Origin of the sequence: Lentzea terrae, from assembly GCF_003265345.1 — a bacterium.
GTDB classification, from domain to species: Bacteria; Actinomycetota; Actinomycetes; order Mycobacteriales; family Pseudonocardiaceae; genus Lentzea; species Lentzea terrae.
This window is the reverse complement of record NZ_QFWW01000004.1, coordinates 72,771-93,827: the sequence shown is the minus strand read 5'-3', so window position 1 is coordinate 93,827 and position 21,057 is coordinate 72,771. Positions and strand designations below refer to the sequence as shown.

Below are 21,057 nucleotides of genomic sequence, written 5' to 3'. Positions count from 1 at the left end.
CTGCTGGTGGGCGCGGCGACTGGCGTTGGGGTTCTGGCTGGCGTTGTTGGGTTTGCGCCTGGCTTGGGCGGGTGGGGGCCGGGCGGGCGGCCTTCGGGGGTTGGGTGGCCTGTGGGGTCGCGCTTGGCGTGCCGTGGACGCAGCGGACTTGCCAGGTGCCGCCCAGGACCGCGGCCAGGGCGTTGGCGATGGCCTCGGTGTTGCGGGGTTCGGCCAGGCGGCGGGCCAGCGGGGCCGAGGTGTGGGCGATGGTGACCACGTTGCCGTCCACCTCGCTGACCATGGCGTTGGTCAGCATTGCCTCGGTGCTGCGGCTCGCGGCTCGGACTGCGGAGAGCAGTTCTGACCAGACTCGGCGGACCGCCGTCGCGTCCAGGGTGCCGTCGGCCGCTGGGGCGGCCTCGGCGACCGCCGGAGGCGGATCTTGGGGGGACGGCTGCGGTTGAGCGGGCGCCGGTGCTGAAGCCGGAGCCGGAGCCGGAGCCGGAGCCGGAGCCGGAGTCTGGGCCTGTGGCTGGGCTTGGGCCTGGGCCGCAGCCGGCGCTTGGGCTGCTGGAGCCGGGGCGGCGGCCGGGCGCTGCGGTGTGGGGGCTTGGCGCGGCGGTTCTGGGGTTTCAGCCGTTGGGGTGGGCTGTTGGGACTTGCGGGTGAAGACCGGGGCGCCTGCTGGAGTGGCGGCTGTTGGGTCGCCGGTTGCGGCGATGGTGGCCGGGGGGCGGCGTTCCAGTTGTTCCAGGCGTTGGAGGAGGGCTGCTTCCGACTGGCTCACCGACGGGAGGAGCATGCGGGAGACGAGCAGTTCCAGCAGGAGGCGCGGGGCGGTGGCGCCGCGCATTTCGACCAGGCCCGTGTGGACGATTTCGGCGTAGCGGGTGAGGGCTGCTGGGCCGATTCGTTCTGCTTGGGCCGACATCGTGGCCAGCTCGTCTTCCGGGGCGCTCACCAGGTTGCGGTCGGCTGCGTCCGGGACTGCGCAGAGGAGGACCAGGTCACGCAGGCGGTCCAGGAGGTCGCTGGCGAAGCGGCGGGGGTCGTGGCCGGCTTCTACGAGGCGGTCAATGGTGCCGAAGACCGCGGCGCCGTCGCCTGCGGCCAGGCCGTCGACCACGTCGTTGATCAGGGCCGAGTCGGTCACGCCCAGGAGGGTGAGGGCGCGCTCGTACTTGACGCCGTCCGGGCCCGCACCGGAGAGGAGCTGGTCCATGACCGACTGGGTGTCGCGGGCCGAGCCGCCGCCCGCGCGGATGACCAGCGGGAAGACGGCTGGTTCTACCGAGACGCCTTCTGCTGCGCAGTTGCGTTCCAGCAGGCTGCGCATCACGCCGGGCGGGATCAGGCGGAACGGGTAGTGGTGCGTGCGGGAGCGGATGGTCGGGAGGACCTTGTCCGGCTCGGTGGTGGCGAAGATGAAGATCAGGTGGTCCGGCGGCTCTTCGACGATCTTGAGCAGGGCGTTGAAGCCCTGCGTGGTGACCATGTGGGCCTCGTCGATGATGAAGACGCGGTACTTGGACTCGGCCGGGGCGTAGAAGGCCTTTTCGCGGAGTTCGCGGGTGTCTTCCACGCCACCGTGGGAGGCCGCGTCCAGCTCCACGACGTCGACGCTGCCGGTGCCGTTGGGCGCTAGGCCGATGCACGAGTTGCACTCGCCGCACGGGTCGGGCGTCGGGCCCTGCACGCAGTTGAGCGAGCGCGCCAGGATTCGGGCCGAGGAGGTCTTGCCGCAGCCGCGCGGGCCGCTGAACAGGTACGCGTGGTTCACCCGGCCTGCCGCGAGAGCGGTGCGCAGGGGTTCGGTCACGTGCTCCTGGCCTACGACCTCGGAGAACGTGGCCGGACGGTACTTGCGATACAGAGCGAGCGCCACGCCGCAGACAGTACCGGTGACCACCGACAGAAAAAGGGGACCCCGTGCACCCACCAGAGCCCGCTTATCCTTGCTGCCTTCCGGCCCTGGGGAGGTTCGCGAGATGTGTGCCGCACGAGGTCCGACGCAAGTGTAGCGAAGGGTCTAGATCGAACGTGTGTTCGAGTTGCCCACAGTGTTGTCCCCAGCTGTGGACAACTCCCGGCCGGTAGCGAGCATCAGCAGGTCAGAGACCGGAAGAGCAGGCAGTTTGCCGTCCGGGAAACGCTTGCGCGCACCCCAGAACGGGCTCTTCATCACATGTTCGAGGGCGGCTCGGGCGGGTTCGAGCGGCATCTCCCGAACGCGGCCCAACGGCCGAGCGATGTCCTGGCCGTGGACCAGGAAGTCGATCAACGGGTCGATCGGGGCTGCGCCAGGAGCCCGTTTCGGTGATGCGGCGGTTTCGCGGATCTGCGCGATCAACTCCGACCGGGTGAACCGTGTGGCGATCACACGCGCCTGGCGGTCACCCATGCGGTCGAAACTGAAGCCGGACGTGATGGCGCCCGTGATCGCGTCCCACCAGCCCGTGCGGGTCGACGTGGTGAGGTGGGCGGCCATCTCCTGCATGGTCCAGCCGGCGCAGAGGGTCTCGCGCTGCCACTCGTCGTCGGTCAGGTCCTCCAGGAGGTCGGCGACGCTCAGGCGCTCGGCCTCCAGCCACTTCATGATCATGATTGCCCCTCGATGGCGGTGAGCCTGCGGCGCAGGAAGGCTTGTTCGGACTCGGTGCCGGCCAGCGCGATGGCCTCGCGGTAGGCGTCAGCGGCTTCGGCGGTACGGCCGAGGCGGTGCAGCAGGTCGGCGCGGGCCGCTCGGTACGGGTGGTAGTCGCGGAGTTTGGGCTCGTCGGCCAGTTCGTCGAGCAGGGCCAGGCCGGCCGACGCGCCGTCGCGCATGGCGATCGCGGCTGCCCTGTTCAGCGCGACCACCGGCGACGGGGTCAGCGTCAGCAGAACGTCGTAGAGGGCGACGATCTGCGGCCAGTCGGTGCTCGCGAAGTCAGGGGCCTCGTCGTGCAACGCGTTGATGGCCGCCTGCACGCCGTACGTGCCGTAGCCGCCGGTCAGCGCCAACGAAACCAGCGCGCTGCCCTCGTCGATCATGTCGCGGTCCCAGAGCGTGCGGTCCTGGTCCTCCAGCAGCTGATCACGTGCCGCACGACGGGCGTGCACGAGCAGCATCAACGCAAGCAAGCCCATCACCTCGCGGTCCGGCAGCAGGCCGCGCAAGATCCGCGCCAGCCGGATCGCTTCGTGAGCGAGGTCGTCGCGAGACGCCGCGTAGCCCTCGGTGAAGATCGAGTAGACGGCCTGCAACACGCCGGGCAGGCGTTCCGGCAGCTCAGCGGCATCGGGGACGCGGAACGGAATGCGCGCTTCCTTGATCTTCTTCTTCGCACGCACGATCCGTTGCTGCATCGTCGGGACGGGCACCAGGTACGCCCGCGCGACCTCCGGCGTCGTGAAGCCGGCCAGGCAGCGCAGGGTCAGGGCGCCGCGGTCCTCCGCGGGCAACGCCGGGTGCGCGCAGGTGAAGAACAGCTCCAGCCGCTCGTCCGGCAAGGACTCGCCCTGCGGCGGATCAGCGCGGTCGACCTCGACCTGCAGCAACGCCAGCCGCGCCGCGTAGACCTGGTCGCGGCGCAGCCGGTCGACGGCCTTGCGGCGCGCGGTCGTGAGCAACCACGCGCCGGGCCGATCCGGAACGCCGTCCACCGGCCAGTGCCGCAACGCCGCCTCGATCGCGTCGGAGGTGACCTCCTCCGCCAGGTCGAGGTCGCCGAAGCGCTTCACCAGGATGGCGAGCAGCCTGCCGCGCTCCTCCCGGAACACCTGCTCGACGTTCATCGCAGAGCTCAGAAGTCGAACTCGGCGATCGGCCGCACGACGACCGCACCGCCGTCACGCGACCCGGGACACTTCGCGGCCCACTCCAGCGCCGCGTCGAGGTCCGGCACGTCGATGACGTCGTAGCCGCCCAGCACCTCGCGGGTCTCGGCGAACGGCCCGTCGGTGACGGTCCGGCGGCCGTCCGGTCCCACCTGGACGGTGGTCGCGGTGACCAGGTCGGCCAGTGAGTGGCCGGAGACGAGCACGCCCGCGTCCTTCATCTCCTTCTCGTAGGAGATCCAGTCCTCGACGGTGCAGCTCGACTGCTGGTCAGACGCCGCGTAGATCATCAGCATGTACTTCACGTTTGCCCTCCTCGGTCCGGTCTTACGGCATCACGACGGACGGACCACCGCCAGATCGACACAGGCCTTCAAGATTTTTTCGCCGTACCGCGTTCCACCCCCCGATTTGGGACGCGGAACGGCCGTCCCGTAAGCTCTCCCACGGAGGATTCGCATAGCGGCCTAGTGCGCACGACTGGAAATCGTGTTGGGTTCACCCCCTCACGGGTTCAAATCCCGTATCCTCCGCTCACTCTCGGCGGCGAGTGCTCGTGAAGAGCACTCGCCGCCGTTTTTGTGTCTTTGCGGGGACACCCCGGGCCCCGAAGACGCCGAACTTCAACGTTCGGCGCCCTTCTGGCGTTGTTGGGGCATGCTGCCCGAAGATCTGATGCTGCTGTTCCTCCACGACGAGACCGGCCGCGTGCTGACGGACACCGTGTCGATCCACACCGCCCTGGCCGGCGCCGTGTTGAAGGAGCTGGTCGACTCCGGGCGGGTGGCGTTCGAGAACGACGGCAGGAAGGTCGTCGTCGTGGACCCGACGCCGCTGCAGGACGAGTTCCTGCAGAAGTCGCTGACCCGGCTCGACCAGGCGATGGAGTCGCAGCGGGCGGTGGTGAGGTTGCGCACCCACGTGCGGGAGAACGTGATGGCGCAGCTCGTGGACCAGGGTGTGCTGACGGTCGAGAACACCAGGATGTTCGGGATCTTTCCCACCAAGCGCTACGTGATTCAGGACCCGCAGGTGATCAGCGACCTCCGAAACGCCGTTTGCCAGGCGGCGTTGAGACGCCGGGCGCCGGACGAGCACATCGGCGCGTTGATGACGCTGCTGTACGCGGTCAACGCCGTGTACGAGGTGTTCGACGGCGACATCGACAGGTACGAGATCAACGCGCGGGCCAGGGAGATCGCCGGCGACGACTGGGCCGCTCAAGCCGTGGAGCTGGCAATGGACGGGATGTCCAGAATGACGTCGTGGAGGATAGTGGCCTCGGAGATGACGGCCGCTTCGGTTGGGGGTTCGAGCTGAGATGTTGCCCGAAGATCTGATGCTGCTCTTCATCGACGAAGAAGACGGCCGTGTGCTGATGGACTCCACGTCGATCCACAACGCCCTCGCCGGCGCCGTGCTGCTGGAGCTGGTCAACGCCGGGCGCGTCGACTTCGAGCCGGACGGCAAGCGGCTCGCGGTCGTCGATCCGACGCCGTTGCCCAACGAGTTCCTGCAGGAGTCACTCACCCGGCTCGACAAGCCGATGAAGCCGCAACGGGCCGTCGAGCGGCTGCGCACCCACGTGCGGGACAACGTGATGGCGCAGTTGGAGGGCCGGGGAGTCCTCTCGGTCGAGAAGACCAGGATGCTCGGGATCTTCCCCACGACGAGCTACGTGATACAGGACCGCAAGGCGATCAGCGACATCCGGGATGCGGTCGGCAATGTCGCGTTGGGACATCGGGCGCCGGACGAGCGCACCGGGGCGTTGATTTCGCTGCTGTACGCGGTGAAGGCCCTGCACAAGGTGTTCGACGGCGACAGGCGCGAGATGAACGCGCGGGCCGAGGAGATCGCCGCCGGGAACTGGGCCGGCGCCGCGGTGAAGAAGTCCATGGAAGCCGTGCAGGGCGCCATCATCGCGATGATGGTGGCCTCGACGGTCGCCGCGACCTCCGTGAGCTCCAGCTGAGACGAAAGTCGGATTCCTGAGGTAAGCCGCGCAACTACCGTGTTTTCATGTTGCACGAAGACCTCATGTTGCTGTTCATCGACCAGCAGACCGGCAAGGTGCGCAGCAGCTTCGCGCCCGCGGAGAACGCGCTCGCCGGTGCTGTGCTCATGGACCTCGTGAACTCGGGGCGCGTCGCGTTCGAGCCCAACGGGAAGAAGCTCCAGGTCGTCGACCCGACGCCGGTGAACGACCCGGTGCTGTACGAGTCGTTGTCGCGGTTCGACAAGCCGATGAGGCCGCAGCGCGCGGTGGAACGCGTCCGGAAGAAGTTGCAGGACAACGTCATCGCGCGGCTGGCCGAGCGCGGTGTCGTGCGCGTGGAGCCGCGGAAGGTGCTCGGGATCTTCCCGGCGAAGAGCTACGTGATCACCGACGAGCGCGTGCACGGCGAGGTGCGCAAGGCGGTCGGCGATGTCGTGGCCGGGTATCGGGGACCGGACGAGCGCACGGGATCGTTGATCACCTTGCTGTACGCGGTGAACGCGGTGCACCGGGTGTTCGACGGCGACAAGCGCGAGATCAAGAGACGGGCGAAGGAGATCGCCGCCGGCCACTGGGCCGGCGATGCCGTGCGCAGGGCGGTCGAGGCCGTGCAGGCCGGGGTGACCGCCGCCGCCAGCGCTGCCGCGTCGGGCGAATGACAGTGGCCGCCACCCCCGGGAGGGCGGCGGCCACCGGACAAACCGTTACGGCTTCAGGCAGTCGAGGATGTCCTCGAGCGCGAACACGATCTTGTCGATGTTCGCGTCACCCGTGGACGGGCGAGCGCGGACGATCTGCGGGTCGTGGTCGCTCGCCTGGTCGGAGAACTCGGCGTTGACGCGCACCACGTCGTAGCCGAAGCGGGTGATGTTCCTGCTCAGCACGATGTGGTCGAGCGTCTGCGAGTTGCCCTCGAAGACGTAGCTGTACCGCTCGTTCACCGGCAGCGTCTCGATGAGCGCCTTGAGGTTGCCGTCGCCGGTCAACGTCTGCAGCGTGGGCGAGAACTGGTAGTCGTTCAGGTCGCCGGCGAGGACGACGTTGGCGCCCTTGTCGATCGCCCGGATCTGCTCGGTGAACGCCTTGAGCGCAGCGGCCTGCTTGACGCGCTGCACCTCGGAGGACCGGTTCGGCGGCTGGATGCGGCCGTGAATGGCGTCGTCCGCGCCCTTGGAGGTGAAGTGGTTCGCGACCACGAACACCGTGCGGCCGCGGAACTTGAACTCACCGGCGAGCGGCTTGCGGCTGTCCGTCCACGCTTCGTTCAACGGGTCGATGCGACCGGGTGAGACGGTCAACGCAGCCCGGCCGTTCTTCTTGACGACCTCGACCGGGGTCTTGAAGTCGCCGCCCGGACGGTCCACGAAGGACACCCGCTGCGGGTTGAAGAAGAAACCGACGCGGATGTTGCCGCCGGGCTGACCGCCGTCCTTGCCGTTCTCCGGGTCGATCTGCCGCCACTGGTAGCGCGGGCCGCCCTTGGCGACGACCGCGTCGCTGAGCTTCTGCAACGTCTGGTCCGCGGCCACCGTGCCGTCGTTGACCGTGCCGTTGTTGTCCTGGATCTCTTCCAGCACAACGACATCCGGGCTGCGCAGGTTGGTCACCACGCCGTCCGCGAGCCGGTCGAACTTGGCCTGCGCGTCGGCAGGGTCGAGGTTCTCGACGTTGTAGGTCGCGACCGAGAGCTCGCTGTTCTTCTGCTGCGCGGTGATCTCGCGCTGCAGGTTCGACGAGACGTGCCGGCCGAGCGTCAACGCGGCCAGCGTGTAGCCGCCGAAGTCCGTGTACTCGATGGCACCGACGGTCGCGCCCGCGAAGACGTCACCGACGTTCGCCGCCGGCACCGACGTGGCCTTGATCTTCAACCGGCCGCTGTTCGGCTGGTCGTAGCCGGTGTAGATGCTGCCGCCGCGGGGAGTGGGGTTCTGGTTCGGGTTGACCGTGACCCACACCTCGCCGAAGCCGTTGCTCGGGCCGACCACGCGGACGTCGTCGACCTGGACGAGCGTGCCTTCGAGCGACTCGAGCAGGTCGAGGGCGTAGGTCTGCGGCTGCAACGGCAGCTGCTCGATGTCGCCGCCCGGCGCGGGCAGGTAGGCCTGCGGCAGGTTCTGCACGACCACCGGCGCCGGGATCGGGTTGCCCTTCGACAACGTGATCGTGGTGGGCTGGGTGATCTCGGTCAGGGTCTGCTTCGAGCCACCGCCCGGCCGGTACTCCGCGATCGTGCCGCTGACCAGCACGTTGTCGCCGACCGCGACGGTCGGGACGCTGCCGGCCGTGTAGACGAAGACGCCCTCGCTGGTGCGCGGGTCGCTGTCCTGGCCCGTGACGTCCTGGATCCAGAAGCCGCGGTCACCCGTGGCGCGCGTGCCGGTCACCACGCCGGGGACGTTGGTGACCTTCTGGCCGAGCAACGGCGAGGTGCGCGTGACGCCCTGGATGTCGTGGATGCGCTTGTCGCCGGGCGTGGGGTCCGGGTCGGGATCCGGGTTGCCGCCGCCCGGGGTCTCGCCCTTGGAGTTGGTCGGGGTGGGGTCGCCGACCGAGAAGTCGGCGGCGTTGTCGTCGGTGTCGGCGAGCCCGGTCTTGCGGGACGCCGAGGCGGTGTTGCTCAGGGCGGCGGTCGGGTTGCCCTCGCGCACGACTGCGGTGCCGTAGCCGACGAGGTCCTTGACGCGGCTGTCGGCGGCGCAGTCGGCGGCCGTCTTGCAGGTCAGCGGCGCGGTGCCGGTGACCAGGGCGATCGTGCCGTTGGTGCCGCCCATGGCGATCGTGCCGGTGACGTCCGGAGCGGGCAGCTCGACGGTGCCGCCGGTGCCCTTGCCCTCGGCGACGAGGAACGTCTTGCCGGGCGCGATCGAACCGGCCAGCGGGGTCACGCCCCACTGCGTGGTCGCGCCGGGCGTGGCCGAGATGTACTGGACGCTGTAGCCGTCCAGGCTGATCGCGCTCGTGCCCTTGTTGGCGAGCTCGACGAAGTCCTGCTTGAGCGTGGCGCCGGAGTTGCCGCCGCCTCCGTAGACCTCGGAGATCAGGGCGTCGGTGCTGGGTGCGGCAACGGCGGGTACGGCGGCGAAGACGAGTGCCGCCACCGCTGTCCCGACGCCGGGCAGGGTGGGTCTCAAAACTTCCTCCAGGGGATGCGGCGGACCGACGCATCTTTCCTCGATCAGGTGATGTTTGGAAGCCGTTGTTACTAACGGTTAACCGGTTGGCCCATCAATCATCACTCGAACAAGTGTTCGATCATGGTGTATGCTCGAAATCGGAACGCTGACCGGTGGGCCCCTCCCAGGCGCCGGTCAGCGTCCCTACTTTTGAGGGCATGGGGAAGCTGAGCTACGAGCGCCACTGCGCCGAGATCGTCAACCAGGCCGAGCTGCTGGTTTCCGCACTGGACGGCGCTGACCTGGGCGTTCAGGTGCCATCCTGCCCGGACTGGACCGTGAACCAGCTGCTGCGCCACGTCGGCTTCGCGTTGCGGTGGGCCGACGAGATGATCCGCGAACGCCTGCCGGAGGTCGACTTCACCCGCAGCATGTCGCTCGACGTGGCGGCCTACGCGGGCGAGACGGCCGCCGAGCTCGGTCCCTGGCTCGAGGACGGCGCGACGTCGCTGGCGTCCGCGCTCCAGGCCGTCGACCCGGACGAGATGATCGCCACGCTGGGCGGCCACCCCGGCCCGCGCCTGTGGTCGCGCCGGATCATGCAGGAGACCGTGATCCACCGCTGGGACGCTCTGAACGCGCTCGGTGTGCCGTTCGAGCTCGACCTCGACGTGGCCGCCGACAACCTCGCGGAGTGGACGCGCTTCGCGCTGCCGTTCGCGTTCCTGCAGCGGCCGGCCGAGACCGCGGCGCTGGTCGGTCCTGGCAACACGGTCCACCTGCACGCGACGGACGTCGACTGCGAACTCGTGATCGACCTGACCGGGCCGATGCCGGCCGTGCGGGAAGGGCACGAGAAGGCGGCGGTGGCTCTGCGCGGCCCGGTGGTGGAGCTGGTGCTCGCCGTCTACCGGCGGCGGTCGGTGGAGGGACTCGAGGTGTTCGGTGATCGCGAGCTGCTCGGCCGGTTCCTCGCGAGCGCACGTTTTTGAGCGACTGATCCGCGGATCACTTGAACACCCAGACGCGGTAGCCGATGTAGTTGGCCGTTGAGGCGATGGCCAGCGTGATGATCTTGGCGGCCACGTAGTGCAGGCCGAGCGCCGTCAGGCCGGTCACGAGCGCGACGTTGAGACCCCAGTTGCCCACCGCCAGCAACAGGTATCGCCCGAACTGCCGGCCCATCGGAGACTCGCTGCCGAACGACCAGATCCGGTTGAGGGTGAAGTTGAACAAGAACGCCACGACCACAGCCAGCAGCGTCGCCACCGGAAGCAGCACCCCGAGCACGCCGTGCAGCAGGTAGAGCACACCTGTGTCCAACGCCGCGCTAGCCCCGCCGATCAGGAGGAACCGGACGGAACTGTGCTCGTAAAGCACCCGCATCAAGCCAGGCTTGGGCCTGGATGCGTGGACGTCGTCGTCAGACAGCATGCGGCGAAGTCTATGCACAGCAGGACTGTAGGGTCAGCTCGTGGTAACGACGCTGACATCGGCGGAAACAATCGCTGAACCCGCCGCTGCTCCGCTGTCCAGGCGCACGCTTCGGCTGGTCACGGTCCTCTCCTTTCTCAGCTTCTTCCTGATGGGTGCGGCGTGGGCGGCGGCCACGCCGTGGAGCGGCGCCCCGGACGAGACGGCGCACATGGTTCGCGCGGCTGGTGTGGTGGCCGGGCAGATCGCCCCGGAGCCGACGAAGGCCCAGAACGGCACCGGCGCGGTCCAGCGCGTTCCGGCAGCGCTGGAACGGGACACCTGCTTCGCCTTCCACCCGCACAAGTCCGCGGCATGTCAGCCGACCCCGCCCCAGGACGGGAAACTCGCGGACTACGGCACAGCTGCCGGGCGCTACCAGCCCACCTACTACGCGCTGGTCGGTCTGCCACTCCTGCTGTCCCCCGACTACACGGGGCTGCTGATCGCCCGGCTCATCGGCGTGGCCGTGGCCGCTGCCTTCCTCGCCGCCGCGGTGCGCAGCATCGTCGCGTGGTCCCGCCGCTGGTTCATGCTCGCGGGCGTGCTGGTCGCCACCACCCCGATGGCCGTGGAGATCATCGGCTCGATCAACCCGAACGGCGTGGAGATCGCCGCGGCGGTCGCCATGTGGGCGGCACTGATCCCGCTCGTGCGCAGCGACGGGCCGGTCGACCGCAGGCTGCTCGCGCTCTTCGCCATCTCGGCGGCCGCGGTCGCGAGCTTCCGCCCGTCCGGGCCCGTCTTCGTGGTGATGGCGGTCGCCGTGGTGCTCGCCACGGCCGGCGGCGCCCGCCTGATGCGGCTCGTCCGCGACCGCATGGTGTGGCTGGCCACCGCGGCGCTCGGCGTGGTCGGCCTCGCGTCGGGCATCTGGATCCTCGTGATGAAGGCGAACGAGCTGGGCGGCACCCGCGCGACCCCCGGCACCCTCACCACCCGCGAGTCGCTGCAGATCGTGCTGGTCGACCGCCTTGGCTTCTACTTCGAGTCGATGGTCGGCCAGTTCGCCTGGCTCGACGTCCGGATGCCAGGCACCTACTACGCGCTGTGGTACGCGGTGACAGGCTTCCTCGCCATCACCGCACTGGTGGTCGGCAGGCGTGCCGACCGCTGGCGCCTCACCCTCGTGGTGGCGGCGTCGTTCGTCCTGCCGGTGGTCGGCGACGTGCTCAGCGCCAACACCCTGGGCATGATCATGCAGGGCCGCTACGTGCTCCCGGCCGCCGCCGGCGCCGCGCTGCTCGCGGGCCACATCATCAGCGAACGCGGCGGGTTCCGCCCCGCCACCACCCGGTCGATGCTCGGCTGGATCGCGGCGATCGTGGTCCCCCTGCACCTCATCGGACTCGGCTGGACGATGATCCGCTACCAGCAGGGCATCGGCGGGAAGCCCGTCGTGGCGAGCCTCAACCCGTTCGTCGGCGACTGGATGCCCAGCATCGGCCCGATCGGTGTCGTGCTGCTCGCGGTGGCGGGTGCGGCAGCGCTCGTCGGCCTGGTGCGGGTCATGCCGGTGGAGGACCCGGAACTGCGCACGGCCTGACGAAGCACTCCAATAACGCGAAACGGCCCCGGAGAGATCCGGGGCCGTTCGCGTCAGAAGACGCGGCGTTTGATCCGCCACACGACGAGTGCGAGCAGCGCCGCCGCCAGTCCGGTGAAGATGGCGGTCTCCACGAGCTGGAACGTCCAGAACCGGTCGGCCGGCTGGTACTCGACCCACTGCTGAACGCCCCGTTCGTGCAGGTAGGCGCTGTACTGCACGCCCTCCCGCTGCGCCGCGACGTACATCTGCGCGGCCTCGGGGAACGAGAGAGCCCTGCCGGACGAGTCCGCGTAGCCCGAGGTGATGACCCAGTCGAGGTGGTTGCCGGTCGCCATCCGCGAACCGCCGGGGTCGACCGTTTTGTCGTCGGCCGCCACGACCGCCATGAGCCGGTGCGGTTCCTGGAAGTTCGGGCGCAACCAGCCCGCCACGACGACGCGGAGCGCGAGGAACGCACCGAGCGCGATCGCGAGCGCGGGGAGACTGCGGCGCAGCACCGCACCCGCTGCCGTGGCGGCGGCGAACGCGAACAGCGCGTAGCCCGCGGGCACGAGACCTTCCACGTCGAACGCGTCCGTGGTGAACCGGCCGTTGAGCTGGTCCATGGGCTGCCGATACCAGGTGACCACGGCCGCGAAGACGCCGGCGAGCGCCGCGGTCAGCGCGCCCAGTGCCGTCAGCTTGACAGCCAGCCAGCGCATCCTCGGCACCGACTGGGTCCAGGCGAACTGCCAGGTGCCGAGCTCCAGCTCACGCGCCACCAGCGGAGCGCCGAAGAACGCGCCGATCAGGAACGGCACCAGGCTGAACAGGGACAGCATCTTGGAGGCGTATCCGTGGTCCTCGGCCAGCTGCCTGATCGCGTTCGAGCACGTGTCGGTGACGGTGATCCCCACGCACTGGCCGGCACCGCCGGGGAACAGCGAGTGCATCGGCAGTCCGACCGCGAGCAGGAACGCTCCGATCACCGCGACCAGCAGGCCGAGCGTGTACATCTCGGCGCGGTGTTGCCGCCAGGTCAGCCAGGTCATGCCGGCACCTCCACCAGAGCCGTTTGCCGTGCCGGGCGGCGCAGGTAGGCCAGCACGAGGTCTTCCAGGCCGACCGGGCTCGCCTGCCAGCCGGGCGCGGCCGAGGCACCGCCGTCGCGCACGAGCAACGTCGTGTGCCGCTCGCTGTGCGTTGCCTCCACGACCGTGCCCGCCTTGTCGAGATCAGCGTTCGTGCGCGGACCGACGAGCAACCGGTGCTCGCCCACCAACGAGTCGATGTCGCCGGCGAGCGCGACCCTGCTGTGGTTGAGCACGATCAGGTGGTCGCAGACGCGTTCCAGCTCGGGCACGACGTGCGAGGAGAACAGGACGGTCATGCCGTCCGCGGCGACCGCGCTCATCAGCGCCTGGAGGAACTCCAGCCGGGCGACGGGGTCGAGGCTCGCCATGGGCTCGTCCAGCACCAGCAGGTCGGGCCGCTTGGCCAACGCCAAGGCCAGCGCGACCTGGGCCTGCTGGCCGCCGGAGAGCGCACCGGCCTTGCGGTCGAGCGGGATCTCCAGCTGCGCCAGCCGCCGTTCGGCCAGCCCCTGGTCGAAGCGGAGGTTGCACGAGCGGCCGAGGCGAAGCAGTTCCGCGACGGTGAAGTGCTTGTAGAGCGGGTGGTCCTGCGCGAGGAACCCGATGCGGGACAGCACCTGCGGCGTGTTGGTGGCAGGAGACTCGCCGAGCACCTCGACGCTGCCGGTGGTCGGCGCGAGCAGCCCCACGGCCAGCCGCAGGAACGTGCTCTTGCCCGCGCCGTTGGGACCCACGAGCGCCGTCACGCTGCCGGTCGGCACGGACAGGCTGCAGTCACGCAGCGCCCACGTCCGGCGGTAGCGCTTGCCCAAGCCGTCCGCCCGGAGCGCGTATTCCGTTGCTGTCATGCGATGTTCTCATTCTTCGCTCGGTTGAGGGCGGAAGTGAAAAGCGCGTTGATCGCCTGCTCGTCGAGGCCGGCGGCGCGCGCCCGGCCCAGCCACGTCTCCAGGCCGCGCTGCAGCGAGGTGTAGGTCGCGGGCGAGATGGTGGCGGCCGGCGTCTCGTTGACGAAGGTGCCCTGTCCGGGCCGCCCGGTGACCAGCCCCTCCTGCTCCAGCTGCCGATAGGCCTTGGCCACCGTGTTCGGGTTGATCGCCACGGTCTCGGCCACCTCGCGGATCAACGGCAGCCGGTCGCCTTGTTTCAGGAAGCCGAGCAGCACGGCCTGCCGCACCTGCTGGACGAGCTGCAGGTAGGGCGGCACGCCTGAGCCGCTGTCGATCCGGAAGACGAACACGAGATCTCCTTTACTGCTTTACTAGGAAGCTAGTAAAGCAGTAAAGATCAGCTCACAGCAAGATCTCGGGGTTTTCCGGGCATGCAAAAAGGGCCCCGGATCTCTCCAGGGCCCTTCTGACGGTGGGGTGTGGGGGCTCCGCTCCCACAGGACGCCCGACAAAGCAAAAGGCGAGTGCTCTTCACGAGCACTCGCCTTCCAGCTTTGGCGGTGGCGGTGGGATTTGAACCCACGGAGGCTTGCACCTCACACGCTTTCGAGGCGTGCTCCTTCGGCCGCTCGGACACGCCACCGGTAAGAACAATACAGGGCGCGATCCACTGGGTTAACGCTGGGTCCGGAAGAAGCGTTCGAGCAGGTCAGCGCACTCGTCCTCGAGCACACCGCCCCGAACCTCGGGCCGATGGTTGAGCCGGCGGTCCCTGACGACGTCCCAAAGCGAGCCCACAGCGCCCGTTTTGGGCTCCCAGGCGCCGAAAACGAGACGCGAAACACGTGCGAGCACGAGCGCTCCGGCGCACATGGTGCACGGTTCCAGCGTCACGGCGAGGGTGCAGCCGTCGAGCCGCCAGCCGTCGCCGTACTTCGACGCCGCCTCACGCAGAGCCAAGATCTCGGCGTGTGCGGTGGGGTCGCCGAGCGCCTCACGGGCGTTGCAGGCCGAAGCGAGCACGTCCCCGGAAGGCGAGAAGACGACCGCGCCGATCGGGACGTCGGCGCCCGAGTCCGAGGCCGCGGCGAGGGCGGCGCGGATGAGGTCGGAGTCGTTCACGCCTGGATGGTGTCGAGCAGCTTCGTGAACTCGTCGATGAAGCCGATGCGCTGGGCGATCATCTGGAGCTGCTCGTCCGGGTAGAGGTCGACCTCGTCGACGATGATCTGGAGCTCGTGCGAGGGCATGCCGAGGTCGGACAACACACCGAGATCGCCCTCTGGCCAGAGCTCGGTGTCTTCCTCGTCGGGCGGCTCTACGCGCAGCAGATCGAGCACGTCGGCGGCGATGTCGTAGTCGAGCGCGGCAGCCGCGTCGGAGAGCAGCAACGCCACACCGCCGGGCACGGGGCGCAGGATGATGAAGAACTCGTCGTCGACGGCCAGCAGACCGAACACAGCGCCGGTCGACCGTAGTTGGCGCAGCTGTGTGATCGCCGCGTCCAGCTCCGACAGCGCGGAGCTGTCCATCCTGCTGCACCGCCAGCGGCCGTCCTCCCGGACGACCGCGACCGCGAAGCCGTTGACCGGCTCCTGCTGTGTCATGTGCACACCGTAGGGCCCAGACGACCTTCCCGGTAGCTGAGGTGGTGCGACTATCGAAGGATGAGCACAAACACGCCGGACCCCCGTTTCGTCGGACTGCTCGAGGGGGCGCGCTCGCTGCAGCCCCGCACGGTGGCGCTGCGCAGGCAGATCCACCGCCACCCTGAACAGGGGCTTCAGCTCCCCAGGACGCAGGCGGCGATCCTGCACGCGTTGGAGGGGCTGCCGCTCAAGGTCACGAAGGGCGAGTCGACGACCTCGGTCGTGGCGGTGCTCGAAGGTGATCGGCCGGGGCCGACGGTGCTGCTGCGCGGCGACATGGACGGGCTGCCGCTGCAGGAGGAGACCGGGCTGCCGTACGCGTCCGAAGTGGACGGCAACATGCACGCCTGCGGGCACGACACGCACGTGGCGATGCTGGCGTCGTCCGCCCGGCTGCTCTCCGATCGGCGGGACGCGCTGCGGGGCAAGGTGCTGTTCATGTTCCAGCCGGGCGAGGAGGGCTACCACGGCGCCCGGCACATGATCGAGGAAGGCCTGCTCGACGACGGCGTGGAGAAGGCGTTCGCGCTGCACATCACGTCCAGGATGAAGTCGGGCGTGGTGACGTGCCGGCCCGGGCCGATCATGGCGTCCGCGGACACGTTCCACGTCCACGTGAAGGGACGCGGGGGCCACGGCGCGATGCCGCACAACGCGCTCGACCCGGTGCCGGCCGCCGCGGCGATGGTCGGGGCGCTGCAGACGATGCTCGGCCGGCGGGTCAGCGTGCACGAGCCGGCCGTGGTGACGGTCGCGCAGATCAACGCCGGTACGACGACGAACATCATCCCGGAGACCGCCACGCTCGACGGGACGATCCGGACGTTGTCGGAGGCCACCCGCAAGCTCGTGCACAAGGAGCTCAAGCTGGTCGTGAAGCACACGGCCGCCGCCTACGGGTGCCACGCCGAGGTCAGCATCGTGCCGGGCTATCCGGTGACGGTGAACGACGACGTGATCGGGCAGCACGTCGTCGACCTGGCCGCCAAGGCGATGGGTCCGACGTGGAGCGAGCCGATGCTCGACCCGTTGATGGGTGCCGAGGACTTCTCCTACGTGCTGCAACGGGTGCCGGGCGCGCTGGCGTTCCTCGGGGCGTGCCCGCGCGGGATCGACCTGGAGGAGGCCGCGCCGAACCACTCGAACCGCGTGCTGTTCGACGAGGCCGCGATGGAGCACGGGGTGGCGACGTACGCGGCGTTCGCGCTGGACGCCCTCCGGTAGTTCCGAACACGTGTCGCACGGAATGATGGACGCGTGCGAGACGTGTGCGTGATCGGACTGGGACTGATCGGCGGCTCCGTGCTGCGGGCCGCCAAGGCTGCCGGGCGCACCGTGTGGGGTGCGACGGCAGGCAAGGATGACGCGGACAAGGCGCGCGCTGAGGGCTTCGACATCACGACCGTGGACGAAGCCCTCAGCCGCAGCCCCGAGGCGCTTGTCGTGCTCGCCGTGCCGCTGCCCGCGCTGCCGGATCTCCTCCGCAAGGTCCCCGCGGGCACCCGACTCACGGACGTCACCAGCGTGAAGGGGCCCGTCCACGACGCCGTCCACCGGTACGCGCCGCAGGTCCGGTTCGTCGGCGGGCACCCGATGGCCGGCACGAGCCAGAGCGGCTGGGACGCGGGCAGCGCGCAACTCTTCAACAACGCCGCCTGGGTCGTCACGCCTGAAGAGGCCGACGACCACCTCAACGACGTCATGCAGCTCGCGCTCGACCTCGGCGCGCACGTCGTGCCGACCACGCCGGAGGAACACGACGAAGCGGTCGCGCGGATCAGCCACCTGCCGCACGTCATGGCGGCGATCCTGGCGGCGGTGGGAGCCGACGGCGGGCCGTTGGCGATGGCGCTCGCGGCCGGCAGCTTCGGGGACGGCACGCGGGTCGCGGGCAGCAGGCCGGAACTCGTCCGCGCCATGTGCGAGGGCAACCGGGACGCACTGCTGACGGCCGTCGACGACGCGCTCGGCAGGCTCGGCGCGGCTAGAGGATCGCTCGCCTCGACTGGCGGCCTCGCCAAGACGATCGAGGCCGGGCACGACGGCCGGAACACGCTGGTCAGCCAGCCACAACGCACCAAGATCACGGTCGACCTGACCAAGCCGGGTGCACTGGCCGCGCTCCGGAATCTCGGCTCACGTGGCGGACGCGTGGTTGGGCTGAACGGCAGCACCGCCACGGCGGAAACATCGTAGGGTCTCCGGGTGGATCGACGGACGCTCGCCGGTGGGCTCGGTGGACTTGCGCTCGTCATCGCTGCCGTCGTGGCGCTCCGGGCGGGCGATGCACCGGACACGTTGAAGCGGGAGATCGAGGACGGCGTCGAGGTCGTGCAGCAGCAGGTCCCCACGAAGCCCACGAACGCGAGGACTCAGGCGCTGGACGCGGACGCGCTGCAGATCGCGTGGAACGGCTCGGCTTCGGCGTACGAGGTGCGGTGGAACGGCCACGAGCAGCTCGTCCCCGGCCCTGAGGTCGAGATCCCCGGCCTGGTCCCGGAACAACAGGTCGAGGTCGAGATCAGGGCGGTCAGCGCGACCGGCAAGCGGTCGGAGCCGCTCATGATCGCCGCGACGCCCAAGGACCTCTACAACGACAAGTGGGACGACCAGCTCGTCGGCCAGCTCGACAGGTTCGACGGACCTGAGGCGCTGGAGCCGCGGAAGTGGCGGGTCGAGGCGGAACCGGAGTGCCTGGGCCTGCGGCCGTTCGGCCAGAGCAAGCGCGTCGACGTCGACTGCTCGATGGCCGCGTTCCAGTCGAACACACCGCTGAGGTTCGGCGTGCCGGCCGCGGACGGAGCGATCGGGCGGGCGGTCATCAGCGTCGCCGGAGCGGCCGAGTCGAGTCACGTCCGGCTGACGTTGCTGCCGGATCCCTGGCAGTACCTCAAGGAGAACGACGTCGAGCCCCGCGGCGCGGTGAGCCTCGACATCACGACCCAGGGCACGCGGATCGTCGCCGACCCCGAGCTCCCCCGCACCGGCAAGCAGGTCCAGCTCGGCGACGCGCAGCTGACCGGGCTCGTCGCGGGCGTGCGGCACCGGTGGGAGATGCGGGTGCTGCCGGACGCGGTGCTGGCGTTAAGAGACGGCGTCGTCGTCGCGTACGAACCGGTGGCCGTCAAGGAACCGCTGGTCCACCCGCGGATCCGGATCGACAGCGGCGGCTTCCTCGACGCGTTCGGCGTGGGCGGCGTGCCGGAACGGGTCGTGCCCACCGAGGTCTTCCCGATCCTCGCGGACACCGAGGTGCCGACGGACGCGGTGGCCGCCAAGATCGTCCTGCCCGAGGCCGGCAACCAGGTCAGGGTCACCGAACTGCCCGTCCGCGCGGGGAAGATCGTGGCGGCGCCCCCGGCCCAGCTCGTGGTCATCCGCAAGCCGGAGAGCCGGCCAGGCACCCTGCCGAAGCTCGCGGACCGACCGGGCGGCATCAAGACCGGCGGCCCGCGGCTGCACGTCATGCACGAGGACGGCGCCAAGCCCCCGCAGCGCCTCCCGCACAGCGGCCGCATCCTCGTCACGGCGGAGATCAACGCCATCGGGCACCGCGGGATCGAGCTCGAGCTCGACGGCAGGCGGATCGTCTCGATGCCGACCAACGAGCAGGGTGCGGCGGTTCCCGGCAGGCACGAGTTCTGGCTCGACGTGAAGAAGTTGGCCCTCGGGTCGAACGCTCGGCTCAAGCTGAGCGTCCTTCCGGCGGACGATGGCGAACCCGTTACCACGGAAACCGTGTTCGAGCTGGGGTGAACGCCTTAGCGTGACTCGCATGAAGCGGGTCGCCTTCGCTGTCGCAGGCCTCGCGTTGGTGGTGGGAGTGATCCTCCTGCGGGACACCGACGGGAGCGACTCGACGTTGCCCACCGCTCCCCCGCCGCCGACGAAGCTCAAGCCGTACGTGGCCGAGCAGGTGCTGGTGCCGAGCCCACAGGGGCGTCCGGCGACACCGGCCAACGTCGTCGCGCGCGGCGGCCACCACAAGATCCAGCTCAACTGGTCCGGCGACGCCCCCGCCTACGAGGTGCGGTGGGGCGACCGGATGAAGCTCGTGACGCGGCCGGGCACCCAGCTCAACGGTCTGGCGAACGACCGCGAACAGCAGGTCGAGATCCGCGCGGTCGACTCGTTCGGCCAACGCTCCCAGCCCGCTCACACGAAGGCGACTCCGCGCGCGGACAACGCCCCGTACACGTTCGTCGACCGCTTCGACGGCGCCGACGAGCCCGATCTCCAACGCTGGCGGCTCGCCAAGCGCACCGACTGCGCCCGCGCCACGTCAGGCGACGGAGAGGACCACGACCGGTTGGTCATCAGCAGCAGCTGCGGCACACGCGCGGTGACGTTGCGGTCCCGCACGCCGTTCGTCCGCGACGAGGAAAGCCGCCTGGTCATCGAGACCGACGCCCCGTCCACCGGCGGCAAGCTGCTGCTGGACCTGGTGCCCGGACCGGTCAGCGTCCAGGGCGACCCGGTCCTGCCGGGGGCCATCCGCGCGACCGTCACCACCGACGTCTCCGGCAACTCGATCGTGGAGCTCGTCCCGGACGGCACGGCGGCCAAGCCGATCCCGCCCGCGGTGCCCGGCGTGACCGTGCGCTGGGAGATCGTGCTGACTTCGAGAGGCACACAGGTCACCAGGGACGGCGAGATCGTCGCCACGTCGCCGTTCGTGCCGGAGTGGCGCGAGGCGACCGCGTTGATCGGCGTCGCGGCGCTCGCGGGCGACCGGGTCCGCGCCGGCGTCGACCTCATCGGCTACCGGACCGCGAAGTCCGACGCACCGCCTGCCGTGCCGACTCCGCAGGTCCGCATCGACGGCCTTGTGAGCAGCGCTTACCCGATCCCGGACGTCACCGCCGGCCAGCTGCGCATCGCCCTGATCCCGGCGCGGGAGAGCCCGCCCCTGGCAACCGTGAAGATCAACGGCGTGGAGGTGCCGTTGCGCGCCGCCGTGCCGGGCACGCCGTGGAAGCCCGGCGCCGAGTACCCGGCCATCGCGGACCTGCCCAAAGAGGCCTTCACCGACAACGTCAGCGTCCAGCTGGTGACCCAGGACCGCATCCAGGTCACGCACACCGACATCGAGCTGACCGGCCCGAAGAGCCCGCCGCAACGCCAGTCCGGCACGCCCCTGGTCGACGCCCGTCCCGTGCTCGCCGACCCGGTTCCCGAGGTACTGGACGCCAGCGGCCAGCCGATCGAGAACGGCGCCGCGTTCAACCGGGGTCGCGTGGTCCTGGAGGTGCGCATCAACGCCCTGGACTCCGCTGTCGCGGGTCTCGCCGGGTTCGAGATCAGGCTCGACGGCAACCACATCGCGACCGTCCCCACCACGGCCGACGGACCTGGTGCAGCGGGCCGGTGGCGGATTTCACTGAACACGGCCTCGTTGGCGTCCGGTGCCCACGCCGTCGAGGTCAGGGCCTTCAGCACCGATTCAGAGGTGCACCCCGAAACGGGTTACGTTCCATTCCTGCTGAAGCCCTGATTGGCGCACTATTGGC

General features: G+C 69.6%; 20 protein-coding genes, 2 tRNA genes and 1 other RNA gene. 10 read left to right on the top strand and 13 right to left on the bottom strand.

What is annotated here, in order from left to right:
- The 5 genes from DI276_RS07245 to DI276_RS07225 all read right to left on the bottom strand — a co-directional run.
- A partial coding sequence (locus DI276_RS07245; RefSeq protein ID WP_157984589.1) for a DNA polymerase III subunit gamma and tau occupies nucleotides 1-1,867 on the bottom strand: 1,867 nt, incomplete at its 3' end.
- A gap of 30 nt (nucleotides 1,868-1,897) precedes the next feature.
- Nucleotides 1,898-1,994: signal recognition particle sRNA small type (gene ffs / locus DI276_RS07240), an RNA gene on the bottom strand.
- 17 nt (nucleotides 1,995-2,011) lie between these two features.
- The gene (locus DI276_RS07235; protein ID WP_112262504.1) at nucleotides 2,012-2,584 is read right to left on the bottom strand and encodes a maleylpyruvate isomerase family mycothiol-dependent enzyme; all 573 of its coding nucleotides are present in this window, start codon (nucleotides 2,582-2,584) and stop codon (nucleotides 2,012-2,014) included.
- Nucleotides 2,581-3,759 carry an RNA polymerase sigma factor gene (locus DI276_RS07230; protein ID WP_112262503.1) on the bottom strand — a complete coding sequence of 393 codons (1,179 nt, stop codon included), beginning with the start codon at nucleotides 3,757-3,759 and terminating at the stop codon, nucleotides 2,581-2,583. Before DI276_RS07230 ends, DI276_RS07235 begins: the two co-directional genes overlap by 4 nt.
- An 8-nt stretch (nucleotides 3,760-3,767) precedes the next feature.
- Nucleotides 3,768-4,106, bottom strand: coding sequence for a YciI family protein (locus tag DI276_RS07225; protein WP_112262502.1), 339 nt, complete (start codon nucleotides 4,104-4,106; stop codon nucleotides 3,768-3,770).
- Nucleotides 4,107-4,249: 143 nt separating this feature from the next.
- On the opposite strand from DI276_RS07225, the gene DI276_RS07220 reads away from it, so the two are divergent.
- From DI276_RS07220 to DI276_RS07205, 4 genes are all read left to right on the top strand, one after another.
- A tRNA-Ser gene (locus DI276_RS07220) sits at nucleotides 4,250-4,334 on the top strand.
- Between the two features lie 124 nt (nucleotides 4,335-4,458).
- Entirely contained in the window at nucleotides 4,459-5,121 is a 663-nt protein-coding gene (locus tag DI276_RS07215; RefSeq protein ID WP_112262501.1) for a GOLPH3/VPS74 family protein, read from the top strand.
- 1 nt (nucleotide 5,122) lies between these two features.
- Nucleotides 5,123-5,776: a GOLPH3/VPS74 family protein gene (locus DI276_RS07210; RefSeq protein WP_112262500.1), complete on the top strand. Its 654-nt coding sequence runs from the start codon at nucleotides 5,123-5,125 to the stop codon at nucleotides 5,774-5,776.
- Nucleotides 5,777-5,823: 47 nt separating this feature from the next.
- A complete protein-coding gene (locus tag DI276_RS07205; RefSeq protein WP_112262499.1) occupies nucleotides 5,824-6,459 on the top strand; it encodes a GOLPH3/VPS74 family protein in 636 nt (211 codons plus the stop codon).
- 45 nt (nucleotides 6,460-6,504) lie between these two features.
- Here the strand turns inward: DI276_RS07205 and DI276_RS07200 are convergent, their stop codons facing one another.
- Nucleotides 6,505-8,931, bottom strand: a complete 2,427-nt coding sequence (locus DI276_RS07200; RefSeq protein ID WP_332874621.1) for an endonuclease/exonuclease/phosphatase family protein — start codon at nucleotides 8,929-8,931, stop codon at nucleotides 6,505-6,507.
- Between the two features lie 200 nt (nucleotides 8,932-9,131).
- Here DI276_RS07200 and DI276_RS07195 point away from each other — a divergent pair, with 200 nt between their 5' ends.
- Entirely contained in the window at nucleotides 9,132-9,905 is a 774-nt protein-coding gene (locus tag DI276_RS07195; protein WP_112262497.1) for a maleylpyruvate isomerase family mycothiol-dependent enzyme, read from the top strand.
- A 16-nt stretch (nucleotides 9,906-9,921) separates the two neighbouring features.
- Here the strand turns inward: DI276_RS07195 and DI276_RS07190 are convergent, their stop codons facing one another.
- Nucleotides 9,922-10,347, bottom strand: a complete 426-nt coding sequence (locus DI276_RS07190; RefSeq protein WP_112262496.1) for a GtrA family protein — start codon at nucleotides 10,345-10,347, stop codon at nucleotides 9,922-9,924.
- 40 nt (nucleotides 10,348-10,387) lie between these two features.
- Here DI276_RS07190 and DI276_RS07185 point away from each other — a divergent pair, with 40 nt between their 5' ends.
- The gene (locus DI276_RS07185) at nucleotides 10,388-11,932 is read left to right on the top strand and encodes a DUF2142 domain-containing protein (protein WP_157984567.1); all 1,545 of its coding nucleotides are present in this window, start codon (nucleotides 10,388-10,390) and stop codon (nucleotides 11,930-11,932) included.
- Nucleotides 11,933-11,985: 53 nt separating this feature from the next.
- On the opposite strand, the gene DI276_RS07180 is transcribed toward DI276_RS07185, so the two are convergent.
- The 6 genes from DI276_RS07180 to DI276_RS07155 all read right to left on the bottom strand — a co-directional run bounded on the left by DI276_RS07180 (nucleotide 11,986) and on the right by DI276_RS07155 (nucleotide 15,505).
- On the bottom strand, nucleotides 11,986-12,966 hold the full coding sequence (locus DI276_RS07180; protein WP_112262494.1) for an ABC transporter permease subunit: 981 nt from the start codon (nucleotides 12,964-12,966) through the stop codon (nucleotides 11,986-11,988).
- Nucleotides 12,963-13,856, bottom strand: coding sequence for an ABC transporter ATP-binding protein (locus DI276_RS07175; RefSeq protein ID WP_112262493.1), 894 nt, complete (start codon nucleotides 13,854-13,856; stop codon nucleotides 12,963-12,965). Before DI276_RS07175 ends, DI276_RS07180 begins: the two co-directional genes overlap by 4 nt.
- A complete protein-coding gene (locus tag DI276_RS07170; RefSeq protein WP_112262492.1) occupies nucleotides 13,853-14,248 on the bottom strand; it encodes a GntR family transcriptional regulator in 396 nt (131 codons plus the stop codon). Before DI276_RS07170 ends, DI276_RS07175 begins: the two co-directional genes overlap by 4 nt.
- Nucleotides 14,249-14,453: 205 nt before the next feature.
- Nucleotides 14,454-14,541, bottom strand: a tRNA-Ser gene (locus tag DI276_RS07165).
- A gap of 32 nt (nucleotides 14,542-14,573) precedes the next feature.
- Nucleotides 14,574-15,020 (bottom strand): nucleoside deaminase, encoded by a 447-nt coding sequence (locus DI276_RS07160; protein ID WP_112262491.1) that lies wholly within the window; start codon nucleotides 15,018-15,020, stop codon nucleotides 14,574-14,576.
- Nucleotides 15,017-15,505, bottom strand: coding sequence for a tRNA adenosine deaminase-associated protein (locus DI276_RS07155; RefSeq protein WP_112262490.1), 489 nt, complete (start codon nucleotides 15,503-15,505; stop codon nucleotides 15,017-15,019). The genes DI276_RS07160 and DI276_RS07155 overlap by 4 nt, the downstream gene beginning before the upstream one ends.
- A 60-nt stretch (nucleotides 15,506-15,565) precedes the next feature.
- Here DI276_RS07155 and DI276_RS07150 point away from each other — a divergent pair, with 60 nt between their 5' ends.
- The 4 genes from DI276_RS07150 to DI276_RS07135 are packed head-to-tail and all read left to right on the top strand — an operon-like array spanning nucleotide 15,566 to nucleotide 21,041.
- Nucleotides 15,566-16,771, top strand: coding sequence for a M20 metallopeptidase family protein (locus DI276_RS07150; RefSeq protein WP_112262489.1), 1,206 nt, complete (start codon nucleotides 15,566-15,568; stop codon nucleotides 16,769-16,771).
- A gap of 33 nt (nucleotides 16,772-16,804) precedes the next feature.
- Complete coding sequence (locus DI276_RS07145; protein WP_112262488.1) at nucleotides 16,805-17,743, top strand: prephenate dehydrogenase; 939 nt, start codon at nucleotides 16,805-16,807, stop codon at nucleotides 17,741-17,743.
- A gap of 9 nt (nucleotides 17,744-17,752) precedes the next feature.
- Nucleotides 17,753-19,303, top strand: coding sequence for a fibronectin type III domain-containing protein (locus DI276_RS07140; RefSeq protein WP_112262487.1), 1,551 nt, complete (start codon nucleotides 17,753-17,755; stop codon nucleotides 19,301-19,303).
- 19 nt (nucleotides 19,304-19,322) lie between these two features.
- A complete protein-coding gene (locus DI276_RS07135) occupies nucleotides 19,323-21,041 on the top strand; it encodes a hypothetical protein (RefSeq protein ID WP_112262486.1) in 1,719 nt (572 codons plus the stop codon).
- Nucleotides 21,042-21,057 lie beyond the last annotated feature (16 nt).